Here is a 19,490-nt window from a genome sequence, read left to right as displayed (position 1 = left end):
TTGCCTTATAAATTTTTCAAGAGATCAAATTAAGGTGGGCAAGCTGTCCATATGTAACAGAACATGTGGTTTCCAAATAGGATAGTAGAAGGGAATTAGAGATTAAAGAGGTGATACAATGGAAAAATCTAATTACGAGGTGGAATTGGAGAAGTTAGGACAGAAGATTGAAATGTATCGTATTGGACTTGCAGCATTGAAGGCTGAACGTTCTGTAGCAGATATCCATACGAAAAAAAGATTGTTGCAACTTGAGAAAAGTATGGATCAGTTGAAGGAAAAGATTCAACTCCTGGAAAAATTATTTGGAGAAGTTCTTACCAAACCGTCTCCTAAGAAAACAGAGGGTTTACCCCATGTTGATGCAAAACCGGAACACATTGCCCCAAATGAATCTATACCTCATCATCAAACTCCAACAAAACGAACTCAAAGCCATTCTCCTGTCCCATCCTTTAGACAACTACAGCAAATAGCCCAACAACAGGGCGTTATACAATCAAATGAATCCCCAACCCGTCCGGTCCCTCGGCACGATGCTCGTCTTTCGCATCAAGTAGATCCGGAGTGGAGGGATTCACCAAACGTTCAGAAAGAAAGGGTTTCAAGTGGTGAGAAGCCGCAAGCCCTGTCAGAAATAGCTGCTAAACGTGAAATGGAACCGCCGTATCCCAGAGAAGACGCTCCTCCTCTCGAAACTGTAAATTTCGAGCGGTATAATGTGGAACCGGAAACCCCAGCCTCTTCTTTATGGAAAAAATTTAAAAAGAAATAGTTGAAGCCCTCCGTCAATATGGAGGGTTTTATTACGTTCGGAATTTTATAGACGAACCACCGGGTGTTGATAGCCCGTCCTTTGGAAAATCACATGAATAATATAACGAAGAAGGGAGGTGTTACTATGGTTTGTTTTCAAGGAGGCGGATGTGGAGGACGGGTCGCAGGTTGTTGTGGAAACAACGGTACCTTCCAAAACAGATGCCAAACATTAGGTCCAATTCGTGCAATTGATCAATATTGTCTGCCGGCTGCAACTGCCCAAGGCTCTATCATTCCGTTTGCGTCAGGTGCAGTTCCCGTCGCATTGACTTCGCTAGTCGGAGGGGTAGTCGAAACTCCATTTTATATTGGTTTTGGAACAGCCGTACCAGGTGCTCTTGTAGGTGGTGTTATTGTACTGCCGACTGTCGGCGCACTATTGAATGAAGCCTTTACAGTGCCTCGAACCGGTTCGATCACATCGATTTCTGCTACATTTACAATTACAGTCGCATTGGCAATCGCCACAACGGGAACGGTACGAGCACAAATTTATCGAGCTCCTGCCGGAAGCGATACATTCAGCCCGACAGACGCATTTGTAGATTTGACACCTGAGATTTCAACTTTACTGGCAGTAGGAACAACTTTATCCGGATCAGCTGTCACAGCACCGGTACCAGTAAGTGCAGGTGATCGTTTAATGATGGTCTTCTCATTAGAAGGAACAACATTGGCTGCAGCCATAACCGGTACTGCAAGCGCTGGAATCGCAATCGCTGAAGCATAATAAAAACAGGATGCCCACTTTGCCGAGTGGGCATTTTTTATGGATTACTTTTCTTGAGGAATTCGAGTGAATCGGTGGTAAAGTGCTGAGCAACGGTGGTAAACCTGTGCGAATCGGTGGTAAAGAGCCAAGCAACGGTGGTAAACACTGTTTAAGTGGTGATAAAGTGTTGCTGAGTGGTGATAACCCTTGTTTAAGTGGTGATAACCAATTTCCACCTCCGCCACCCACTTTATATTTTATTCCCCAGAAACCTTCTCAATTCCCCGTATATCCGGATCCAACAATATATAAAACGAGAGCAGCAGCACCCAAATACCAGCACCTACAAATAAATAATTGACTGGGATTCCCCACTCCGCAATAAAGCCGCCCGCTATGGCGAAACCAGGCATGAGGAAGGAGGCAATTGCACTGTTCAATGTAAATACGCGCCCACGGAATTTGTCTTCTACTAAAATGATAAGCAACGCGCTATATAGGATTCCATACACCGTCATCAATACATTCATGATGACAAAAAAGAGGATACCCAAGTAGATAGCGGTTGTGAGTCCCATTGACATGAAAGCAATTCCACTCACAGACACTGTCAAAAACATGACAATGGCAGGTTTTGCAAAAGATGTAGCTTTATCCGCAATAAGTCCGATCAAAATGCTGCTGACCGCTGCAAATGCCCCGAAAAGTCCAAACTGAAAAGCATTCCCGCCATAATGATCTGTTATCAATACGACCGCCAATGCCCCGGCAATCGTTGTCGCATTCATGGCGGAGCCTAATAAAGTCAATTTGAAGATAGCCCGATTCTTCAGCAAAACGGCCCATCCCTCTTTCATTTCACTGAACATGGATGTCTTCTTCTTTTCAGACGTATCGATTTGTTCGCCCTCTTCCTTTGGTGCAGCGATATTAATGACAAAAATTAAAAGGATGCTTGCAACAACATACACCCCCGAATGGAAAAGCATTACCCCGACAAACCCCATGATACTAATCAAAACTCCACTAATTGCCTGCCCGATCAGGCTGGCAGTACTGCTTGTCGAAGAAATATACCCATTCACTTTCACGATTCGATGAACCCCGACAATCCGCGGCAACAGCTTATTTTTAGCCGGTCCGATGAACGTCATGCAAATATCATGAATGATAAGCGCCACGTAAATTGCAAAAGCAACCCCATCAAGCCAAAACAGATAGGCCAATGCCAAAAACACCCCGACAATCACCATTGCCAAATAGCCGATTTGCATGGAGGATTTCGGTTCCCGTCGGTCGACCAATACCCCAATGAACGGCGCGATAAAGACACTGCTCAATGATCCGACAGCTGTAATAAGCGCTGAAGAAAGCGGCGACCCCGTAATTTCGTACATATACCACATGATGGATATGGTGAAAATACTATCCGCAAGCACCGTTAAAAACTGGTTCGTCACAATCAACGACATATTTCTCTTAATCAAATCCCCCAACTCCCCTTGTTTAATATATTGAACATAACACGAAATAAAATGAAGTTCAATATATTAAACAAAATTGTTTTGATTATTAAACGATGTTATGATTAAAGGAATAATAAACGGTAAAGGGTGAAGTCAATTGACCCACGTTGGAGAAAACATTAAACGAATACGCACCGCTAAAAATATGACCATCTCGGATGTAGCGAATGAGCATGTCTCAAGAGGGATGATCAGTTTGATTGAAAATGGAAAAACGCAGCCATCCATCGAAAGACTGCAACATATCGCCCGTCAGTTGAACGTAGATATTTCCGAACTGGTAGAGGAAGTGCCGCGTGAAAAGATGAAGAGTATACTAAAACAGGCGCTCGGGCTATGGCAACAACCGGAGATTCAGCCGACAATAGAAGCGGCCGCTTTGCTCAAACCAATCTTAGAGAAGAATCCCACTGGCTATGAGGCTGCGCGGATGTATGAACTCTATGCAAGAATCCTTTATCACTTGTATGTAGTAGCGATTGACCAATATAAGGACATAGAGGAGAACGATTGGGAGCCATTCATTGGGGAAGCGATTAATTTATATCGCGATCTGCAGATGGATTGGCGGGTCATCGAATGTCAGGGCTTTTTATCCGAAATCCAGTTTGACATGGCCGATTACTATGGCACCGTGGAAATTATTGACCAGGCACTGGAAGAATTGACAGTGATGGATAGTCTCGAAACGAAATCAATGTATATCCAGTTGTTAGGGACAAAAACATTTGCACTGGAATCATTAGGCCGTTATGAAGAAGCGCATAAGCAGTTAGATGAAGCGATCCATTTTGCACGTGAACAGTTGGTGATGGATCAGTATTATAATTTGCTGAATGCAAGAGCCTTTCTATATTACGACAGTCAACAGCCGGAGAAAGCGCAGGAGTATGTTGAAGAATGTTCGTTATTTGTTAAGTTGATCAAGCATGAGGGCCTATCGTTTGATTATGAGCTGAATCAGGTGTTCAGGGAGGAATTTTATAAAAAGGACTATTTAAAAGCGCTTGCGATAGCTGAAAAGTTGATTGGAAAAATAGAAGCTTCCGAGGCATATCCAAAAGAGGTTAAGGCTGAGTTTAATACACTTCCCAAAAGTTTACTGGCAAGGGTATTAACGAGATTGGAACGATATGAGGAGGCACTTTTATTATTTGAAGATAATCCGATTGTCCTTCCTGAACGTATCCAACTAAATCCAATAGACGTTGCATTGCGAGTCTTATCGAACAGCTATGAAGCACTTTGCCACTATCACTTGGGCAATCCCAAAAAGGCAGAGGAACTTGCAAGATCCACAGTGGAACGAATGCACAATATGCCACATTCGTCCATTTACCATTTTGCACGGGAGGTATTGGCTGAAGTTGCGGCGAAGTAGGCGGGAAGGGGGGATCTGTATGAATAATAAGCTACAAGCAGTTTTCATCGACCGCGATGGAACGATAGGGGGAACTGGGCACTTCATTCACCCAAAAGACTTCACGCCCTATCCTTTTAGTAAAGAGGCTCTTGATCTCTTGAAAGAAAAAGGAATCAAGACCTTCGCCTGCACAAATCAGCACCGAATCAGCAGGGATGAGGCGACGATTGAAGATTTCATTAATGAATTCCAGGCGTTTGGTTTTGATGACGCCTTTATATGTCCTCACGGCTCAACAGAAGGATGTGAATGCCAAAAACCGAGCCCAGGAATGCTTCATGAAGCTGCGGAAAAATATGGATTAGATCTAACGAAAACGGCTTTCATCGGTGATGTCGGAGCAACTGATATGTTGGCGGCGCATGCGGTCGGTGCCATGAAAATTCTTGTTCAGACTGGTTGGGGCGAAAGTTCTCTAACACAATATCGACATAAATGGGCTGACATTGAGCCGGATTATATTGCTGGAAATTTGTTGGACGCGGTGAATTGGCTACTTCAACAGGAAAGGCATCCGAATTAGGATGCTTTTTTAATTGTATACTTTTCCTTCGATTAGCAACCCTAATCTGATAGAGGAGGTACTGATACAATGACTAAGAAACTTTATCTTTTTATACCTGTGATCGTTATGTTTTTATCGAACATAGGACTCCACGCGGCCGAGCAAGATTTACCCCCATCTTTTGAGGAAGGCTATGAAGAAGTAGGATACAAATCCGTAGAAGTAGCAGTGAAAGAATTTGAAGCCCATTTTGAGTGCAAAGTGGAGTTACCCGAAATGGTGCCACCGATATCTTTCACTCACCAATTCGGGAGTTTTTTTGAGGATAAACGTCACAGGATGAATGATAATCTTAGTATTAGATTTGTGAATAAAGACCATCGAAAAAACATCTTTAAAATTGATATTCGGCCAGTGCATAATAAAATTACATTCGATGGCAAAGAGTATGCGCTTCAATATGGCGGCAAAGGCATCTACTTTGAATTCCATGATTTTCATTTTTATGTTTTTGATAAAAATGGCTTGCAATACTTGCTTGGAATTCATCAAGAGGTGTCAGATATAGATACGCCTGACATGTTAGCGCGGCTTGCTGATTCTGTGAAAGAAATTCAAGGGGAAAATGCATGCACTATATATAGTGTAGAGAATTCATGAAAAACTTTCTTCCACTGTAAGGATGCTTATCGTGAATCAATGGAGTCGGAGAAATCCGTATTCCCACACCAACCCCTCTTAAGGAATTTTTGCCCGGATTACTAATAATAATCCTTCGAAAAATATAAAAAGCACAAATCCGTGTTATGGAATGTGCTTGCGAATCAAATATTTTAATCGTGGAATGCTGCTTAAATCGACAATTCAAAGGACAAAAACTCAGGCAGTTGTCCTTCACGCTTATCAAGCATGATTTGTTCGGGCTTAATGCCCTGTTCGCGCAATACTTCAATGTTTTGCACGAGGAATTCGTCACTGCCGACAATATAGAAGAGTCCATCTTTATCTGCGGCAAGATTTTTCACTTCTTCGTAGTAGTCTTTGCGGTTATCGACGAACTGTGCTGTGAACTTTTTGTCTGGAGTAGATTCAAAAACATCAGGGAATAAGAAATCCCTCGATGAATCGATGTTCAAAGAATGAATCTGATTGACGTTGTCAGCACGGTCAAAATAATCTAAGACAAGCGGTCTGAACGTTGCCAGGCCAACACCTGAAGATAATAAGTAAACATTTTTATCTTCTCTTTTTAGCGGTACATTCGAATGGATTTTGAATACTGCAACCTCATCGCCGATTTTGTGATTCCTTAGAGTAGATTTAAATTCGGAACACTGTTCTTTGATGCGCGTTGTAATGCCGATTGAATTTGATTGCGGTAAAGTGGAGATGGACATATGGCGAATCAGACTGCGGTTTGGTTTTTCACCGGCATTAAAACCTTCCAAAGCCAAGTGGATGTGTGCGCCTTCTTCCCAAGTAAGACCTTCTGGGCATTCGAGCATATACGTTTTAACCTCAGGCGTTTCTTCAATAATCTTATTTATTTTCGTCCAATAGATTTGCATAATTATCCCCCTAACTTATCGTTACTAGTTACTATACAGTAAGTGATAACAATTCTCAATTAAAAAGGTGGATTAGTTCAAATAATTTTGGCAACGGTCATGTGGAAACCCGATTACTCTTTTTTCTGGACTTGATAATCAACGTAGTCGGCATCATCTTAGCTTTCTCAAATGAATACCACCGATTCGCATGCCTTTCCTCATCTTTTTCCGTCAACGACACTTCCTCGATGACCTTCTCGATATCGAATCCACCTTCGATCAATGTATTGATATATGTACTCACTTTGTACTGCTGCATAATTGCGGGCGCATGCCAAGCCTCATGATCATAAGCACCTTCTTCATGATACGATTTATTGAAATGAAGCTCTTCACCTACCAAGCTTGCACGGCTGTGCAATGGATGCTCCCAACTGAAAATAAAAATGCCGCCTGGTTTCAAATAGTCGTGCACATTTGTGATGGTTTTACGCAAATCGGCCGTCCAGCCCAAAGCATAGATGGAATAGACAATATCAAAATATGCTAGTGGCAGTCCGGGGTTTTCCTCCATCGGCGATTCAAATAAATGAACAGGCGCTTTGCTCTCCTTCAACAACTCCTTCGCCGTTTCAATCTGAGTCTTTGAAAGATCAATTCCCCATAGTTCCGCTGCATCCCGAGCATCCATATACTGCAAAGAATGTCCGCTTCCGCAGCCAATATCCAAAACCTTCATGCCAGCCACATCGCCAAGTAAATTCAAATCCTCTTCTTGAGGCGCAAGCGGTCCATATTCAGGCAGCGGATTCCGCCCGAAAAACCGTGGTGCCACCTCATCCCAACTTTTTTTATTCAATACGAGTGATTCATTTCGCATATTCATCCCTCCAGCAATCTGTATGGGAATATACATTCGACAATGAAGCTATCTTCTCCTGCATTTAAATTAAAGGACTTTGCCAAACGTATAGAGAATTTATAATTGAAAGGGAAGGGATTTCATATGAATCAAACGATTATTGATTTGCAAAATAAAGGGCTTATTGGAAGCCAAGCCGAAATCAAGCAACTGACAAGTGGAACGACCGATGGACAGGTGTATGTAGTAAAAAGTGAAAAGTCTTCTAGTATTTTAAAATACGATCACTCGGCAGATATTGACGTCGTCGAACAATTTTTCAAAACATATAAAGACATTGAGCTGTTGCCTGAAGTTTATTATGTGGATCCGGAGAAGAGATTTTTTCTCTATGAATATTTTGAAGGAACAACTCACGTCAATCGTGGTACTAAAGCGGTTTGGATGAAGCTTCTCGTTGAAGGTCTGTTTACTCAGTACAAAAAATATGATTCGCAAGCGCCATGGGGTCGATTAGGGGGAACGCCTCGGCAAAACTGGATTGAGTTCAACAGAATAAGCTTGGACTATGCTTATGACAATGTCGGGGATTTGTTGCCGCATAAGGATTATGTACGAATGAAACAGATTGTCGAGCGTCTTGCGGAGAATGGACGACAAACCGATAAATATCTTCTCCATGGCGATACAGGCGTACATAACTTTGTGTTTCATCAGGATCAACTTGTCGGTGTCATTGATCCCGATCCAATGGTAGGTCCGGTGATCTATGACTTTACATATGCATTTTGTTCGTCGCCGGATGATTTAGATATGGAGACATTGCTCGGTTCATTTGCCTTATTGAAGAATGTGGAGATGGACACAGCGCGTTTAGTCGATGAAGTTGTTTTTCAGTTATATACGCGCATTGGCATTTGTAAGAAAGTGCATCCGCATGATTTGGCGGAGTATTTGAAGGCGTGGGAGTATTGGAAACAGAAATTGAAGGAGTATGAGGATGCGTTCTAATGAAAAGTTCAATGTGTTTTTACAAATTGCAAAGGAATTAAATGCTATCAATATTATTCCTTTATTAATGGGATCGGTTGGTTTTGAAATTGTCACGAATAGAAATTGGGATGCTGGGGATCTCGATATTCATGTCCCTGGAGATAGCAGGGGATGGGAAGCTCCTGCGGAGACAGCATTGCATAATTGGAGAGGAATTATGTCGATTATGGGGCACCTTGGCTATGAATTAATTGACCTACATGAACATGAATTTGCAAAGGGTAATCTTTCAGTTGAGTTTGGCATTATCGATACGCTCCCGGATTTCGCAGGGATCCAATTAAACGAGCTTGAAGTATATTCCACTGACGGCATAGAGTATTATTTACTTTCGCCCGAACAATACTCGGCAGTTTACCAAGCTTCCTCTAAAGATAGTTATAGGGCAGAAAAAAATAACTTCAAAGACCTTAAGAAGATTAATTATTTGAAGGGGATTTGAAATAAATTAAATTTCGAAAAATCCATTTACTATTGTCGGAATGTCTAGTAGAATGCAAGTAGTTGGGAAATTCGTGCAAAAAGGAAGGTGATATCATGAGTCGGTTTAAAATTCATAAGAGAACAATAAGATTCACGATGTCCAATTATGTACCTTCCTTTGGCGATGAAATATGACTACTTCATCGAAGACTATCGTAAATCGGTAGTCTTTTTTTCATCCGCCGGAGGCTGGTAATGGACTCTTTATCCTGACATTTTGTTCTCGCAATCCTAGGAGGAAGAGTGAAATGACAAAATTAGAAAATCAAGGATTATACGTAATCGACCAAAAAGATGGTCTGGGTTTGGAGTTTAGCAAATTGGCATCCATGATGGAATATACAAGGGAGACAACATTGGCTGAAGTGAGAGATCTAACAGTGGAACAATTGGATTTCCTCTTTAACGACGAAGCCAATTCCATCGGCATGCTGCTCGCCCATATGGTATCAGTTGAAAAAGCCTATCAAATCGATTCATTTGAAAACCGGGATTTCACGGATGAGGATATCCAACTGTTGAACCCAGCACTGGAACTTGGAGATGCTGCAAGGGAACAAATCAAAGGGAATCCAATTGAATATTACCTTGAAGAGTTGGAACAAACGAGGAAAAAGACAATCGATACATTCGAGACATTGCCTGATTCATGGCTATTCGAACAATCCCCATTTTGGTATGGGAAGCCTACAAATAATTACTTCAAATGGTTTCACGTATTTGAGGATGAATTGAATCACCGTGGGCAAATTCGATTAATCAAGAAAATGATGCATGCTTCGGAAAAATAAGTAAGAGACAGTGGTGGGGCTAACAATTATGCATTCTGTTAGCCCTTTTTCCGTGAGGGAAGGGTGGAATTTTTATGAGCTTTGAGAAAGCATTATATGATGCAGCTGTTGATTTGATAAAGAAACGATATCCTGCAGGCTGGGGCGGAGCAGCGGCTATGGGCCTGGAGGATGGTACGATTTTGACAAGTGTTGCTCCGGAAGTTATTAATGCATCTACGGAATTGTGCATGGAAACGGGGTCGATTTTGGAGGCGCATAAGTTGAATAAAAGGGTTACGCACTCCATATGCGTCGTCCGAGATGATGAAGTCTCCGAGTTCAAGGTGCTGTCCCCATGTGGTGTATGTCAGGAGCGTCTATTCTATTGGGGGCCAAATGTAAAGGTGGCAGTCACTTTACCTGGGCGGGAATTAATGTTCAAAAAACTGTCCGATGTTCAACCGTATCATTGGACTGCTGCTTATAAGGAGTATGAGGAGATGTGGAGTAAATAAGTGTTGGATAGGGGGTACGATATGCGGAAAGTAGAAGTAATACCTTTTTCTGAAAGATGGAGCGTTGCTTTTGACGAGGAGGCGGCTATATTAAAGGAGATATTTGGCACGGAAATAATCGAAATCCACCATATCGGCAGCACATCCATACAAGGTTTGTCCGCAAAGCCTATTATCGACATTATGCCTGTCATGAAAGATATTACACAAGTCAATCAGTATGACGGAAAAATGGCTGCAATTGGGTACGAAGCGAAGGGCGAGAATGGAATTGCGAGACGCCGTTATTTTCAAAAAGGTGGAGACGAGCGGACGCATCATATCCATATTTACGAGAATGGCTCTCCGGAAATCGATCGACATCTTGCATTTCGTGACTTCCTGCGAAAACATCCCGAGAAAGCGAAGGCATATGGGGATTTGAAAGAGAAGCTAGCACAGAAATTCCCTTATGATATTGACTCGTACATAAATGGAAAGGCCGAATTAGCGGTTCAAATTGAACGGGAAGCAATGGAATGGGCTAAGAAGTAAAAACGGGGTTGAGGAAAAATGAAAATCTTCATTATGGGTATCGTTGCGAGCGGGAAAACGACTTACGCGAAGGAATTGACGAAGCAAATGGGTTTGCCTTTTGTTGAGTTGGACTCGGTTGTTTATCATAACGTGGATGGTGAGCGGATCAAGCGGACGCCTGAAGAGCAAGTGCAAATCATTCACGAAATGGATGCCAAGGGATGCTGGGTTGCGGAAGGTGTTTACCGTCCTTCCTATCACATCCTTTTGGAGATGGCCGATATTGTCATTTGGCTGGACCCGCCTTTATGGAAACGGAAGTTCCGGAATTTGAGTAGACATGTGAAGCAAATGATCGGCGTGGAGGAATGTGCGTATAAACCGGATTTTCAAATGCTTCGCAATATGTATAAATGGACGAGGCAGTTTGAAGGAGATCGAGACGAGTTGGACGGGATCCTTCAACCTTATTTGGGGAAGTTGTTAGTTATAAGGGACAATCCTGTAAAGAATCAATTGCTGGTTAGCAGTATATTAGGGGGAACTGAATGATGAATATAGAATTGACAAGATTTCGCGTGAAGAAAGGAAAATCTGAGCGGGTTGATGAGTGGCTAACGTTTTTGAAAGATCATATGAAAGACGTTCTCGTAACATTAGAGGGCGAAAAGATGTATGTTGAAACTATTTTCAGAGAAGACCTAAACGGCGATGAGTATTTATATTGGTATTCAGTCCAAGGTGAAGGAGGACAAGAAGTAGAGCAATCCGAGCATTGGATAGATAAGAAACATTTGGAGTTCTGGGATGAATGTATAGATGAAACATTCCGACCGGTGGATTTAAAGACAGAAGTCGTTATGATACCTGAAAAAGTAAGAAGTGTGATGACTGAATGAACCAAAACATATTAGAAAAAAACCTAGAGAAATACGCCGATCCTGAAATGTACGATCATTTATATGACACGTATCAGAAGGACTTGGGCATCATTCTGAAATGGGCTGATCAGAAACATCCCATATTGGAACTGGCTTGCGGAACAGGCAGATTGACGATTCCAATGGCACAGCGCGGATTCCAAATGGTTGGAGTAGACTTGCATGAAGGCATGTTGGCAAGGGCTCGGCGGAAAGCCGAACAAGCGGAAGTTACGATTGAATTCATGCAGCAAGATTGCACGAACTTGAATCTTCCTGTCAGAAGTTCACTAGCGTTCATGACAGGAAATTCCTTTCAACATTTTTTAACGAATGAAGCGCAAGACGCTTTATTCCATTCTGTACGCGAGCACTTAGTAGATGGAGGCATTTTCATTTTTGATACACGGAATCCGGTATTGAAGGAGCTTTCTGCTATTGATGAATACGAGGAGACATATCTCGATAAAAATGGCGATCAGGTGATGGAGAGTCATCGTGATGTGTATGATCATTTGACACAGATATTGAATTGCCAAACGCATCGACGAATTTATCAAGACGATTCGTTAATCGCTGAGGAAGAGGACGGCATTTCCCTCCGTTATTCATTTCCAAAAGAAATGGAACGTTTAGTAGCCGCAAATGGGTTTGAAATTGTGCATGTGTATGGCGATTGGGATGAGAATGAATTGAATGCGAAGAGCGTTTCAATGGTGTATGTATGCAGGGTGCAAACGGCATAAGTTTCTAATAAATCCTGCGGGAAGAAGACATCCCGCAGGAACGTCGATCTATTTCAATAGTGTTTATCCCTCTCCGACTTCTGCCGCTTATTCGGTGTCATCGGCTCCTGTTTCGGCTTCAAATTGCCAAGTTCCGACAACTCCATTGAAATTTCTTCTTTTACTTCTTGTCGATTACCCGGCGTTTTCGGATTTGAATATAGATTGCTGTGCGCGCCTTGTTTCATTACGAAAACCTCCCATATCATTTTGCATTCTTAATATGGCCTGGTTTATTCGTTTTGATGTGTCTAACATTCTTCTGCTATCTTTTTCAATTCAATTGCGCGGTTTGCAATAAATTTCCTCATATATGTTTCCAAAAACAATCGATCGGCTAGTTTTCCAATGCTCCCAAAAGGGGATCTATATTCAAACGTATCTTTCATAATCGTTCCTGTGTCGTTTTCAATAAAATCATGGGTATGTGTAAAAGAATGGAACGCACCTTTCACCATGATATCCTTGAAATGATAAGGTCGATCCATCTCGATAATTTTCGCGGTCAATCTTTGTTTAATTCCCAAATGAACGGCTTCCCACGTAACTATATCACCGTTCTCCATTAGTCCGGTCCTCACTCCTCCGACAGCTCTTTCCTTCGTCTTTGCTGTTGTTTCCGTGTGGACGTCTACATTTCTGGCAAGGTCAAAACAAATATGGATGGGTGCATTAATTACAATCTCGTGTTCGATTATTGGCATGGTTTTTCCTTTCATCCATCCAAATTTCCTGATCAGTTGATGGCAAGTCCAGTAATCTTTTTTGCAATTCCCGTAGCTGGCGAAATGAAATAATACATTCAGTCCCGTTGGTCATCTTCACAATCCGATCTTTTCTATTGATTTCCTTAACGTGTCGGAGATTGATCAGATAACTTTTGTGACAACGGAAAAATGATAGGTCCACATTCTCAAAGTCTACTAGTTTGCCATAGAATTCGTAGTACCCATTTCGTTCGTGTAATGCGAGCTTATGCGGAATTGAGGAGCTTTCAATAAAATAAATATCTTGCATAGCGATGTTTTTAATCCGTTCGCCGATGGCAATTTGAATCATTGCTGGATGATCGATTTCACCTAGCTGTTTGTATTTTGTGAATGCAGCTTGCAATGCTTCCCGTACATCTGAAGCGATTTGATCAGGTGTCTCTTTCACGATGAAATCAAGCGCAGCAAGCTTATAGGTAAATGTTAGCTTCAATTGGTCAGCGTGTGAAGTGATGAAGATGATTGTGGCTAAAGGATCCAATCTGCGGATTTCCATAGCCACCTCCATTCCGGATAATGGGTGATTGAGCTCAATATCTAAGAAATAACAATCCGCTTCTTTGCTCTCCAAGTAAGTGAAAACCTCATCGGGTGTGTTTGTGCATAAAACAACTTCAATGCTCGGCTCATGAAAGCTGGCATAGTTCATAATTTCTTTGTGTAAAAATTGTTGCTGACGTATTTCATCTTCACATATGATGACTCGCATGTTCATTTGCCCCCTCAATCACAATTTCATGGATCATCCATTGATCTTCAGTTCGTGAGTTGAAAATAATTGACGGGTAGCTTGATAAAATACTTCTAACAGCAGGCAAGCCTTTCCCTCTATCATTCCCTTTCGTTGAATACCCATCCTCAAATAATCGATCGAATTCTATATCGCCCGCAAACCGATTTTCAATGACAATCACGGATTTTTTGGAGACGGTGAGGAAAGCCAAGTTAATACAGGGCTGTTCCATAGAAGCAGATGCTTCAATTGCATTATCGATCAATATTCCTAAAATACGAGATAAGTGAATTTTGTTGATGGATATAACTTCAATCGTCTCAGGTACCTCGACATTGAAGGGTATTCCAAGTTCATCGGCTAATAAAATCTTCGTTGCGATGATCCCTTTGATTTCTACTAGCTGTAAACGATCAAGTTGGCTGAAGACCTGGTTTTTAAAAAGAGTGCGCTGCTCTACCTTTACGATTTCTTCCTGAAAGTAGTTGCGAAGTCCTTCCATATCTTCGAGTTCGATATAACCGCGTAAAGACAGGAGGATGTTCGCATAGTCATGTCGAAACGTCTGCATATCACGATTCACTTGTTCTAATGCCTGCATATACATCGCGAATTGTTGCTGTTCTACCATTTTTTCATGTGCGCGGTTTTCCTTGCCGATTGTATGCAACAGGATGCTTACGAGTCCGACCATAATGAAAAAATAAAAAAACAAAAGAAGAAGCGTCGCCACTGAAACTTCCAACTCTTTATTTCCGAAAGGTACGAAAACCATTGCATAAAAAACAACAAAAGTGATGCAGACAATTACGGTCAGGACTATACGGGATTGGATGGAAAACCGAATATCTTTCTTATAATAAAGGAGAAGTCTTTTATATAAGATAACTACAAATACGACTTGAATAATGATCAAACTTCCGTGAATAAAAACGGATAAATTCAAGGCCTCGACAAAAAGCAATGCTGTATATTCGGCTAAAATGCTTATGATATGTATGGTGACCAGGTGAACTAACACAATCTGCTGTCTCGTTAGTAAATAAAAGATACCGCTGCTGAAACAAATGCTACAAATCATTGGTATCCAAAGAGATTGCGGGAATTGAACCGCCAATAAAGAGACAATCGTATTGACGAGTAAACACGAAAGAACTCTTTGTATTGTCACTTTGAGCTGCATGACGTAAAAAATCGATCCATAGATGATAAGGAAATTCAAAAGGCTTAGGAGGAAAAATGTGGTTGTCATCATGTCACCTCGTATTTACGTTAAAGATGCTTTTTGGCACGTTGAAGATAAAAAAACCTCAAACCATTCAATCAGACCTATAATGGGCATGAACTTAGTTATTGAATCGGTGTAAAAGGTGGAGGTTTGTCGAATGAACGCATATGGTCTTTTAGAACTGAGTAACCAATTTTTATTGTGGGCATTTATTCTATTATTAATTGCTATTATACCAGCAGGCATTGCTGTGAAATCAAAACATAGAGTGTCTGGACGAATCTGTATCGGGTTGACCTATCTCTCTTTATCCCTATTATTTTTATACGTTATTCTTAGATGGACGGCGACTGGACATGCGCCAGTCAGTAATATGTATGAATTCATGACGTTTTTCGGCATTATGCTCATCGCAAGTACTCTTCTACTGTACCAAATCTACAGACAAATTGTAGTCGTACTATTTTCAATCCCTGTTTCGCTGATCATTATTGGGTTTGGAGGTGTTTTTACAAGCGAGGCAACTCCGTTGATTCCCGCCCTGCAAAGTCACTGGCTCACCATTCATGTAATTACGGTTGCGTTTTCGAGTGCCATCTTTTCCATCGCGTTCGCAACCGGAGTCATTTATTTGCTTCGGGTCCTGGATGTGGGGGAGAGGACAAAGCATACAATGTCTTTGGAATTTGTCATGTATTGTCTATTCCTAGTTATTGGATTCACGATTAGCTCCATGACATTTTCTGCTTTCACCGAGGAGAAGCATGTCGAGTTTGAAAACAAGGTGCAAAAAATGGAGCAAGTCACATATAAAATGCCGCCTATTATTGTAAATGACGGGGCGCGGCTTGGGGAAGATGAACAATCAATCGGATTCATTAAAATTACAAATTCACTGGACGCCAAGAAGATCAATACGTTAGTATGGTCATTTATCGCAGGGTCCGCCCTTTATGCGCTCATTCGGCTATCTACACGAAAAAGAGTGGTTCAATTACTGAAGCCCTTTACGAATAAAGTGAACCCGATCGTAATGGATGAAATGTCATACCGAATTGTCATTATCGGCTTTCCGTTGTTCTCGTTAGGTGGACTTCTGTTTGCCATGATATGGGCGCATCTTGCATGGGGCAGGTTTTGGGGTTGGGATCCTAAAGAAGTTTGGGCATTGATAACGTGGTTGTTTTATGCAGGAATGCTGCATTTAAGGACATCCAAAGGCTGGGAAGGGAAGCGGACAGCATGGATGTCCATCATTGGCTTCGGTCTCATCGTATTCAATCAAGTATTTGTAAACCTAGTGATCGCAGGATTGCATTCATATGCGTAGGTCTATGTGCGGCAACAGATTTGATAGTAAAAAAACAGACCTTAGGCATCCGGCCTAATAGGTCTGTTTAACGTTGTTCTCAGTCTTCATTACTCGGAAAAGCAAAGGTCGACGCAGATTCGCTGTTTTCTTCAAACCACTTTTCTGAAATAATTTTGGTTTTGGTGAAGAAGCGGACTTGGTCAGGGCCGAACATATGCCCTTCACCGAATCTGGATCGTTTCCAGCCGGCGAAGTTATGGTAACCGACAGGAATAGGGATGGGCACATTTACCCCGACCATGCCAACGTTAATATCCGTTGTGAATTTGCGGGCGGCTGCTCCGTTATTCGTGAAAATCGTCACACCGTTGCCGAACTCATGCGCATTGATCAGGTCGATTGCTTCCTCTAAAGAATCTACCCGAACGACATTACGGGCAGGACCAAATACTTCTTGTTCATAAATTTCCATACCGGGTTTGACGTTGTCCAGCAGTGTAGGGCCCAGATAGAAGCCGTCAGGGTTTCCAGTAATGTCCGGGTTGCGGCCATCACATACGAGCGTAGCTCCCTCATTCAGGCTACGATCGATAAAGCCGATGATCGCATCCTTTGACTGCTTAGTAATTACAGGTCCGAAGTCAACGTCTGCATCTGTGTAAGGCCCGACTTTTAACTTCGCAATTTTTTCAGCCAGTATTTTGACAAGTTTATTCGCTGTTTCTTCGCCAACGGGCATAATTGTCGAAATGGCCATACAGCGTTGGGAAGCGGCCCCAAAAGCCGCGCCTAAAAAAGCATTTGCCGCCTGTTCCAGATCTGCATCCGGCATGACAATCATATTGTTTTTGCCGCCGCCTAAAGCTGTAACGCGCTTGCCGTATTGTGAACCGGTCTTGTAAATATACTCAGCGACCGGCGTAGATCCGACAAACGAAATAGCTTCAATAGTAGGGTTTTCCAACAGTTCGTTGACTGCATCCTTGTCGCCATTAATGACTGTCCAAACGCCATCGGGCAAACCCGCTTCCTTCCACAGTTCCGAAAAGAACAATGCGGAGCAGGGTACACGCTCTGAAGGCTTTAATATGACAGAGTTGCCGACTGCGACCGCCATACTTGTTATGGCAAGCGGCACCATCACCGGAAAATTGAATGGAGAAATCGCTGCAACAACGCCGAGTGGAGCTTTTGCCGAATACGCATTAATATTCCCGCCGACATTGACAGAGTACTCGCCTTTTAATAAGTGAGGAGCATTGATGGCTAAATCCACAGATTCCAGGCCGCGTGTGATTTCGCCCCTCGCATCCTCGACTGTTTTCCCGCTTTCGGTACAAATGACATCGATGAGCTCATCCATACGTGCGGTCAGCAATTGACGGAACTTCATAACAATATCGATCCGTTTGCTGACAGACAGTGCACGCCACGCCGGAAAGGCTGCTTGAGCAGTTGCGATGGCACCTTGCACTTCCTCTTTCGTTGCAATAGGGACATGTGCGATCACTGCGCCTGTACTTGGATTGAAAACATCTGAGAAGCGACCGCTTGTGCCAGCTACGATTTCACCATTAATAAAGTGCCCCAGTTCTTTTATCTCTGTATTCGTCACCATTTATTCATTCCCCCCTTGTGGCAGTAGTTCATGCAATGCATGTGTGAGTTTTTCAACGATCAAGTCTTTTTCTGCCGACGAAATAATGAGTGGGGGAGCTAGCGTTAACACATTGTTGAAACCTGCAACCGTGACACCATTCTTCCCGATGATGACCCCTTGTTCTTTACAAAGAGAAATGACTTTGTTGACAGCAGACACATCAAGCGGCGCTTTGCTGTTTTTGTCACTTACAAGTTCAATGCCGATCAGTAAGCCTTTCCCGCGTATGTTGCCGACATGTGGATGGTCCTTTAAACGTTCTTGCAGTTCCGCATGGAGAATAGCACCCAGTTCTTCTGACCGGACGAATAAATTTTCACGTTCCATGATTTCAATATTTTTCAGCGCAACTGCACAAGCAGCTGGAGAACCGCCGAATGTGTTGACGTGGCGGAAAAAGTCGTACTCCTCGCTCCCAATAAAAGCCTCATAAATTTCACGGCGCACAGCTGTAGCAGATAGTGGCATATAGGCGCTTGTTAAGCCTTTTGCCATTGTGACAATATCCGGCTGAATGCCGTAGTTCTGGAAGCCGAATGCTTTCCCTGTACGCCCGAAGCCACAAATGACTTCATCGACAATGAGCAATGCCCCATGCTTTTCACAGACTTTTTTTACCCCGCGCAAATAATTCTCATGCGGCATAATCACGCCGCCGCCTGTAATAATGGGCTCAAGAATAACACCGGCAATCGTATCGGACATTTCCCACGTTATGACATTTTCAATCGCCTGAACAGACGGAAGAGCAGTTGGCTCCGTAATATGATCTTCATTCGCACGGTAGGCATCCGGCGGTGCAACATGAACGAAACCGGGTGCCAACGGCTCATATTTATATTTGCGCTGTGCTTGCCCTGTTGCCGCTAACGCTCCCATTGTGCTGCCATGGTATGCCCGATAGCGGGAGATGAATTTTGTACGATTGGTGTGCCCTTTCTGTTGATGGTACTGCCGTGCGATCTTGAATGCGGTTTCGTTCGCCTCTGAACCGCTGTTGGAATAAAAGACAACATAATCATCACCCAACAATTCGCTGATCTTTTCACTTAGTTCGATGGCAGGAACGTGCCCAACGGATAGAGGTGTATAGGCGTTTTCAAGTAATTGGTCGTAAGCGGCTTTAGCGAGTTCCTCACGTCCGTAACCGACGTTTACACACCATAATCCGGACATGGCATCCAAGTAACGTTTCCCGTCAATATCAGTTATCCAAGCACCTTCCGATTTTTGGATAATTGACGTAGCTTTCGGGTTGTACGGCTTCATGGCATGCCATACATACTGCTCATCTTTTACTTGCCAGTTTTGACTTGTTGAGTTCGTCATGGAAATCATCACTCCT

Annotated in this window: 23 protein-coding genes; 14 read left to right on the top strand and 9 right to left on the bottom strand. The window is 42.6% G+C overall.

Annotated features, from left to right (window positions below; all coding sequences use genetic code 11):
- The first annotated feature begins 118 nt into the window (after nt 1–118).
- Together SLU01_RS07310 and SLU01_RS07305 are read left to right on the top strand one after the other, a co-directional pair.
- Nucleotides 119–775 carry a hypothetical protein gene (locus tag SLU01_RS07310; protein WP_147056791.1) on the top strand — a complete coding sequence of 219 codons (657 nt, stop codon included), beginning with the start codon at nt 119–121 and terminating at the stop codon, nt 773–775.
- A 126-nt stretch (nt 776–901) separates the two neighbouring features.
- Entirely contained in the window at nt 902–1,549 is a 648-nt protein-coding gene (locus tag SLU01_RS07305; RefSeq protein WP_170232628.1) for an exosporium glycoprotein BclB-related protein, read from the top strand.
- Nucleotides 1,550–1,788: 239 nt separating this feature from the next.
- Here SLU01_RS07305 and SLU01_RS07300 read toward each other — a convergent pair whose 3' ends face one another.
- Complete coding sequence (locus tag SLU01_RS07300; RefSeq protein WP_147056787.1) at nt 1,789–3,018, bottom strand: MFS transporter; 1,230 nt, start codon at nt 3,016–3,018, stop codon at nt 1,789–1,791.
- A gap of 136 nt (nt 3,019–3,154) precedes the next feature.
- Between SLU01_RS07300 and SLU01_RS07295 the strand changes: the two genes are divergently transcribed.
- The 3 genes from SLU01_RS07295 (at nt 3,155) to SLU01_RS07285 (ending at nt 5,645) form a co-directional block, all read left to right on the top strand.
- Entirely contained in the window at nt 3,155–4,438 is a 1,284-nt protein-coding gene (locus SLU01_RS07295) for a helix-turn-helix domain-containing protein (RefSeq protein WP_147056785.1), read from the top strand.
- Between the two features lie 19 nt (nt 4,439–4,457).
- The gene (locus SLU01_RS07290; protein WP_147056783.1) at nt 4,458–5,003 is read left to right on the top strand and encodes an HAD-IIIA family hydrolase; all 546 of its coding nucleotides are present in this window, start codon (nt 4,458–4,460) and stop codon (nt 5,001–5,003) included.
- Between the two features lie 69 nt (nt 5,004–5,072).
- Nucleotides 5,073–5,645 carry a carbon monoxide dehydrogenase gene (locus tag SLU01_RS07285; protein ID WP_147056781.1) on the top strand — a complete coding sequence of 191 codons (573 nt, stop codon included), beginning with the start codon at nt 5,073–5,075 and terminating at the stop codon, nt 5,643–5,645.
- 191 nt (nt 5,646–5,836) lie between these two features.
- On the opposite strand, the gene SLU01_RS07280 is transcribed toward SLU01_RS07285, so the two are convergent.
- Nucleotides 5,837–6,553 carry a dihydropteridine reductase gene (locus tag SLU01_RS07280; RefSeq protein ID WP_147056780.1) on the bottom strand — a complete coding sequence of 239 codons (717 nt, stop codon included), beginning with the start codon at nt 6,551–6,553 and terminating at the stop codon, nt 5,837–5,839.
- Nucleotides 6,554–6,650: 97 nt separating this feature from the next.
- Nucleotides 6,651–7,415 (bottom strand): class I SAM-dependent methyltransferase, encoded by a 765-nt coding sequence (locus tag SLU01_RS07275; RefSeq protein ID WP_147056778.1) that lies wholly within the window; start codon nt 7,413–7,415, stop codon nt 6,651–6,653.
- 126 nt (nt 7,416–7,541) lie between these two features.
- On the opposite strand from SLU01_RS07275, the gene SLU01_RS07270 reads away from it, so the two are divergent.
- The 8 genes from SLU01_RS07270 to SLU01_RS07235 all read left to right on the top strand — a co-directional run bounded on the left by SLU01_RS07270 (nt 7,542) and on the right by SLU01_RS07235 (nt 12,403).
- The gene (locus tag SLU01_RS07270) at nt 7,542–8,408 is read left to right on the top strand and encodes an aminoglycoside phosphotransferase family protein (RefSeq protein WP_147056776.1); all 867 of its coding nucleotides are present in this window, start codon (nt 7,542–7,544) and stop codon (nt 8,406–8,408) included.
- Nucleotides 8,398–8,892, top strand: coding sequence for a phosphoribosylanthranilate isomerase (locus SLU01_RS07265; protein WP_147056774.1), 495 nt, complete (start codon nt 8,398–8,400; stop codon nt 8,890–8,892). Before SLU01_RS07270 ends, SLU01_RS07265 begins: the two co-directional genes overlap by 11 nt.
- A 289-nt stretch (nt 8,893–9,181) precedes the next feature.
- Nucleotides 9,182–9,724 carry a DinB family protein gene (locus SLU01_RS07260; protein WP_246110912.1) on the top strand — a complete coding sequence of 181 codons (543 nt, stop codon included), beginning with the start codon at nt 9,182–9,184 and terminating at the stop codon, nt 9,722–9,724.
- Nucleotides 9,725–9,798: 74 nt separating this feature from the next.
- On the top strand, nt 9,799–10,221 hold the full coding sequence (locus SLU01_RS07255; RefSeq protein WP_147056773.1) for a cytidine deaminase: 423 nt from the start codon (nt 9,799–9,801) through the stop codon (nt 10,219–10,221).
- 21 nt (nt 10,222–10,242) lie between these two features.
- Nucleotides 10,243–10,755: a GrpB family protein gene (locus SLU01_RS07250; protein WP_147056771.1), complete on the top strand. Its 513-nt coding sequence runs from the start codon at nt 10,243–10,245 to the stop codon at nt 10,753–10,755.
- An 18-nt stretch (nt 10,756–10,773) separates the two neighbouring features.
- Nucleotides 10,774–11,289, top strand: a complete 516-nt coding sequence (locus SLU01_RS07245) for a nucleoside/nucleotide kinase family protein (protein WP_147056769.1) — start codon at nt 10,774–10,776, stop codon at nt 11,287–11,289.
- Complete coding sequence (locus SLU01_RS07240; RefSeq protein WP_147056767.1) at nt 11,289–11,636, top strand: DUF6176 family protein; 348 nt, start codon at nt 11,289–11,291, stop codon at nt 11,634–11,636. Before SLU01_RS07245 ends, SLU01_RS07240 begins: the two co-directional genes overlap by 1 nt.
- Nucleotides 11,633–12,403 carry a class I SAM-dependent methyltransferase gene (locus tag SLU01_RS07235; RefSeq protein WP_147056765.1) on the top strand — a complete coding sequence of 257 codons (771 nt, stop codon included), beginning with the start codon at nt 11,633–11,635 and terminating at the stop codon, nt 12,401–12,403. Before SLU01_RS07240 ends, SLU01_RS07235 begins: the two co-directional genes overlap by 4 nt.
- 53 nt (nt 12,404–12,456) lie before the next feature.
- On the opposite strand, the gene SLU01_RS17915 is transcribed toward SLU01_RS07235, so the two are convergent.
- From SLU01_RS17915 to SLU01_RS07220, 4 genes are all read right to left on the bottom strand, one after another.
- On the bottom strand, nt 12,457–12,630 hold the full coding sequence (locus SLU01_RS17915) for a hypothetical protein (protein ID WP_170232627.1): 174 nt from the start codon (nt 12,628–12,630) through the stop codon (nt 12,457–12,459).
- A 63-nt stretch (nt 12,631–12,693) separates the two neighbouring features.
- A complete protein-coding gene (locus SLU01_RS07230) occupies nt 12,694–13,146 on the bottom strand; it encodes an SRPBCC family protein (RefSeq protein ID WP_147056763.1) in 453 nt (150 codons plus the stop codon).
- The gene (locus SLU01_RS07225) at nt 13,115–13,921 is read right to left on the bottom strand and encodes a LytR/AlgR family response regulator transcription factor (RefSeq protein WP_147056761.1); all 807 of its coding nucleotides are present in this window, start codon (nt 13,919–13,921) and stop codon (nt 13,115–13,117) included. The genes SLU01_RS07230 and SLU01_RS07225 overlap by 32 nt, the downstream gene beginning before the upstream one ends.
- Nucleotides 13,902–15,197 carry a sensor histidine kinase gene (locus SLU01_RS07220; protein WP_170232626.1) on the bottom strand — a complete coding sequence of 432 codons (1,296 nt, stop codon included), beginning with the start codon at nt 15,195–15,197 and terminating at the stop codon, nt 13,902–13,904. The genes SLU01_RS07225 and SLU01_RS07220 overlap by 20 nt, the downstream gene beginning before the upstream one ends.
- A 133-nt stretch (nt 15,198–15,330) precedes the next feature.
- Between SLU01_RS07220 and ccsB the strand changes: the two genes are divergently transcribed.
- Nucleotides 15,331–16,503, top strand: a complete 1,173-nt coding sequence (ccsB, locus tag SLU01_RS07215; protein WP_147056757.1) for a c-type cytochrome biogenesis protein CcsB — start codon at nt 15,331–15,333, stop codon at nt 16,501–16,503.
- A gap of 79 nt (nt 16,504–16,582) precedes the next feature.
- Here ccsB and SLU01_RS07210 read toward each other — a convergent pair whose 3' ends face one another.
- Entirely contained in the window at nt 16,583–18,103 is a 1,521-nt protein-coding gene (locus SLU01_RS07210) for a CoA-acylating methylmalonate-semialdehyde dehydrogenase (RefSeq protein ID WP_147056755.1), read from the bottom strand.
- Nucleotides 18,104–19,474: an aspartate aminotransferase family protein gene (locus SLU01_RS07205; protein ID WP_147056753.1), complete on the bottom strand. Its 1,371-nt coding sequence runs from the start codon at nt 19,472–19,474 to the stop codon at nt 18,104–18,106.
- Nucleotides 19,475–19,490 lie beyond the last annotated feature (16 nt).

Source organism: Sporosarcina luteola (assembly GCF_007991495.1).
GTDB lineage: Bacteria > Bacillota > Bacilli > Bacillales_A > Planococcaceae > Sporosarcina > Sporosarcina luteola.
This window is presented reverse-complemented; position numbering and strand designations above follow the sequence as displayed.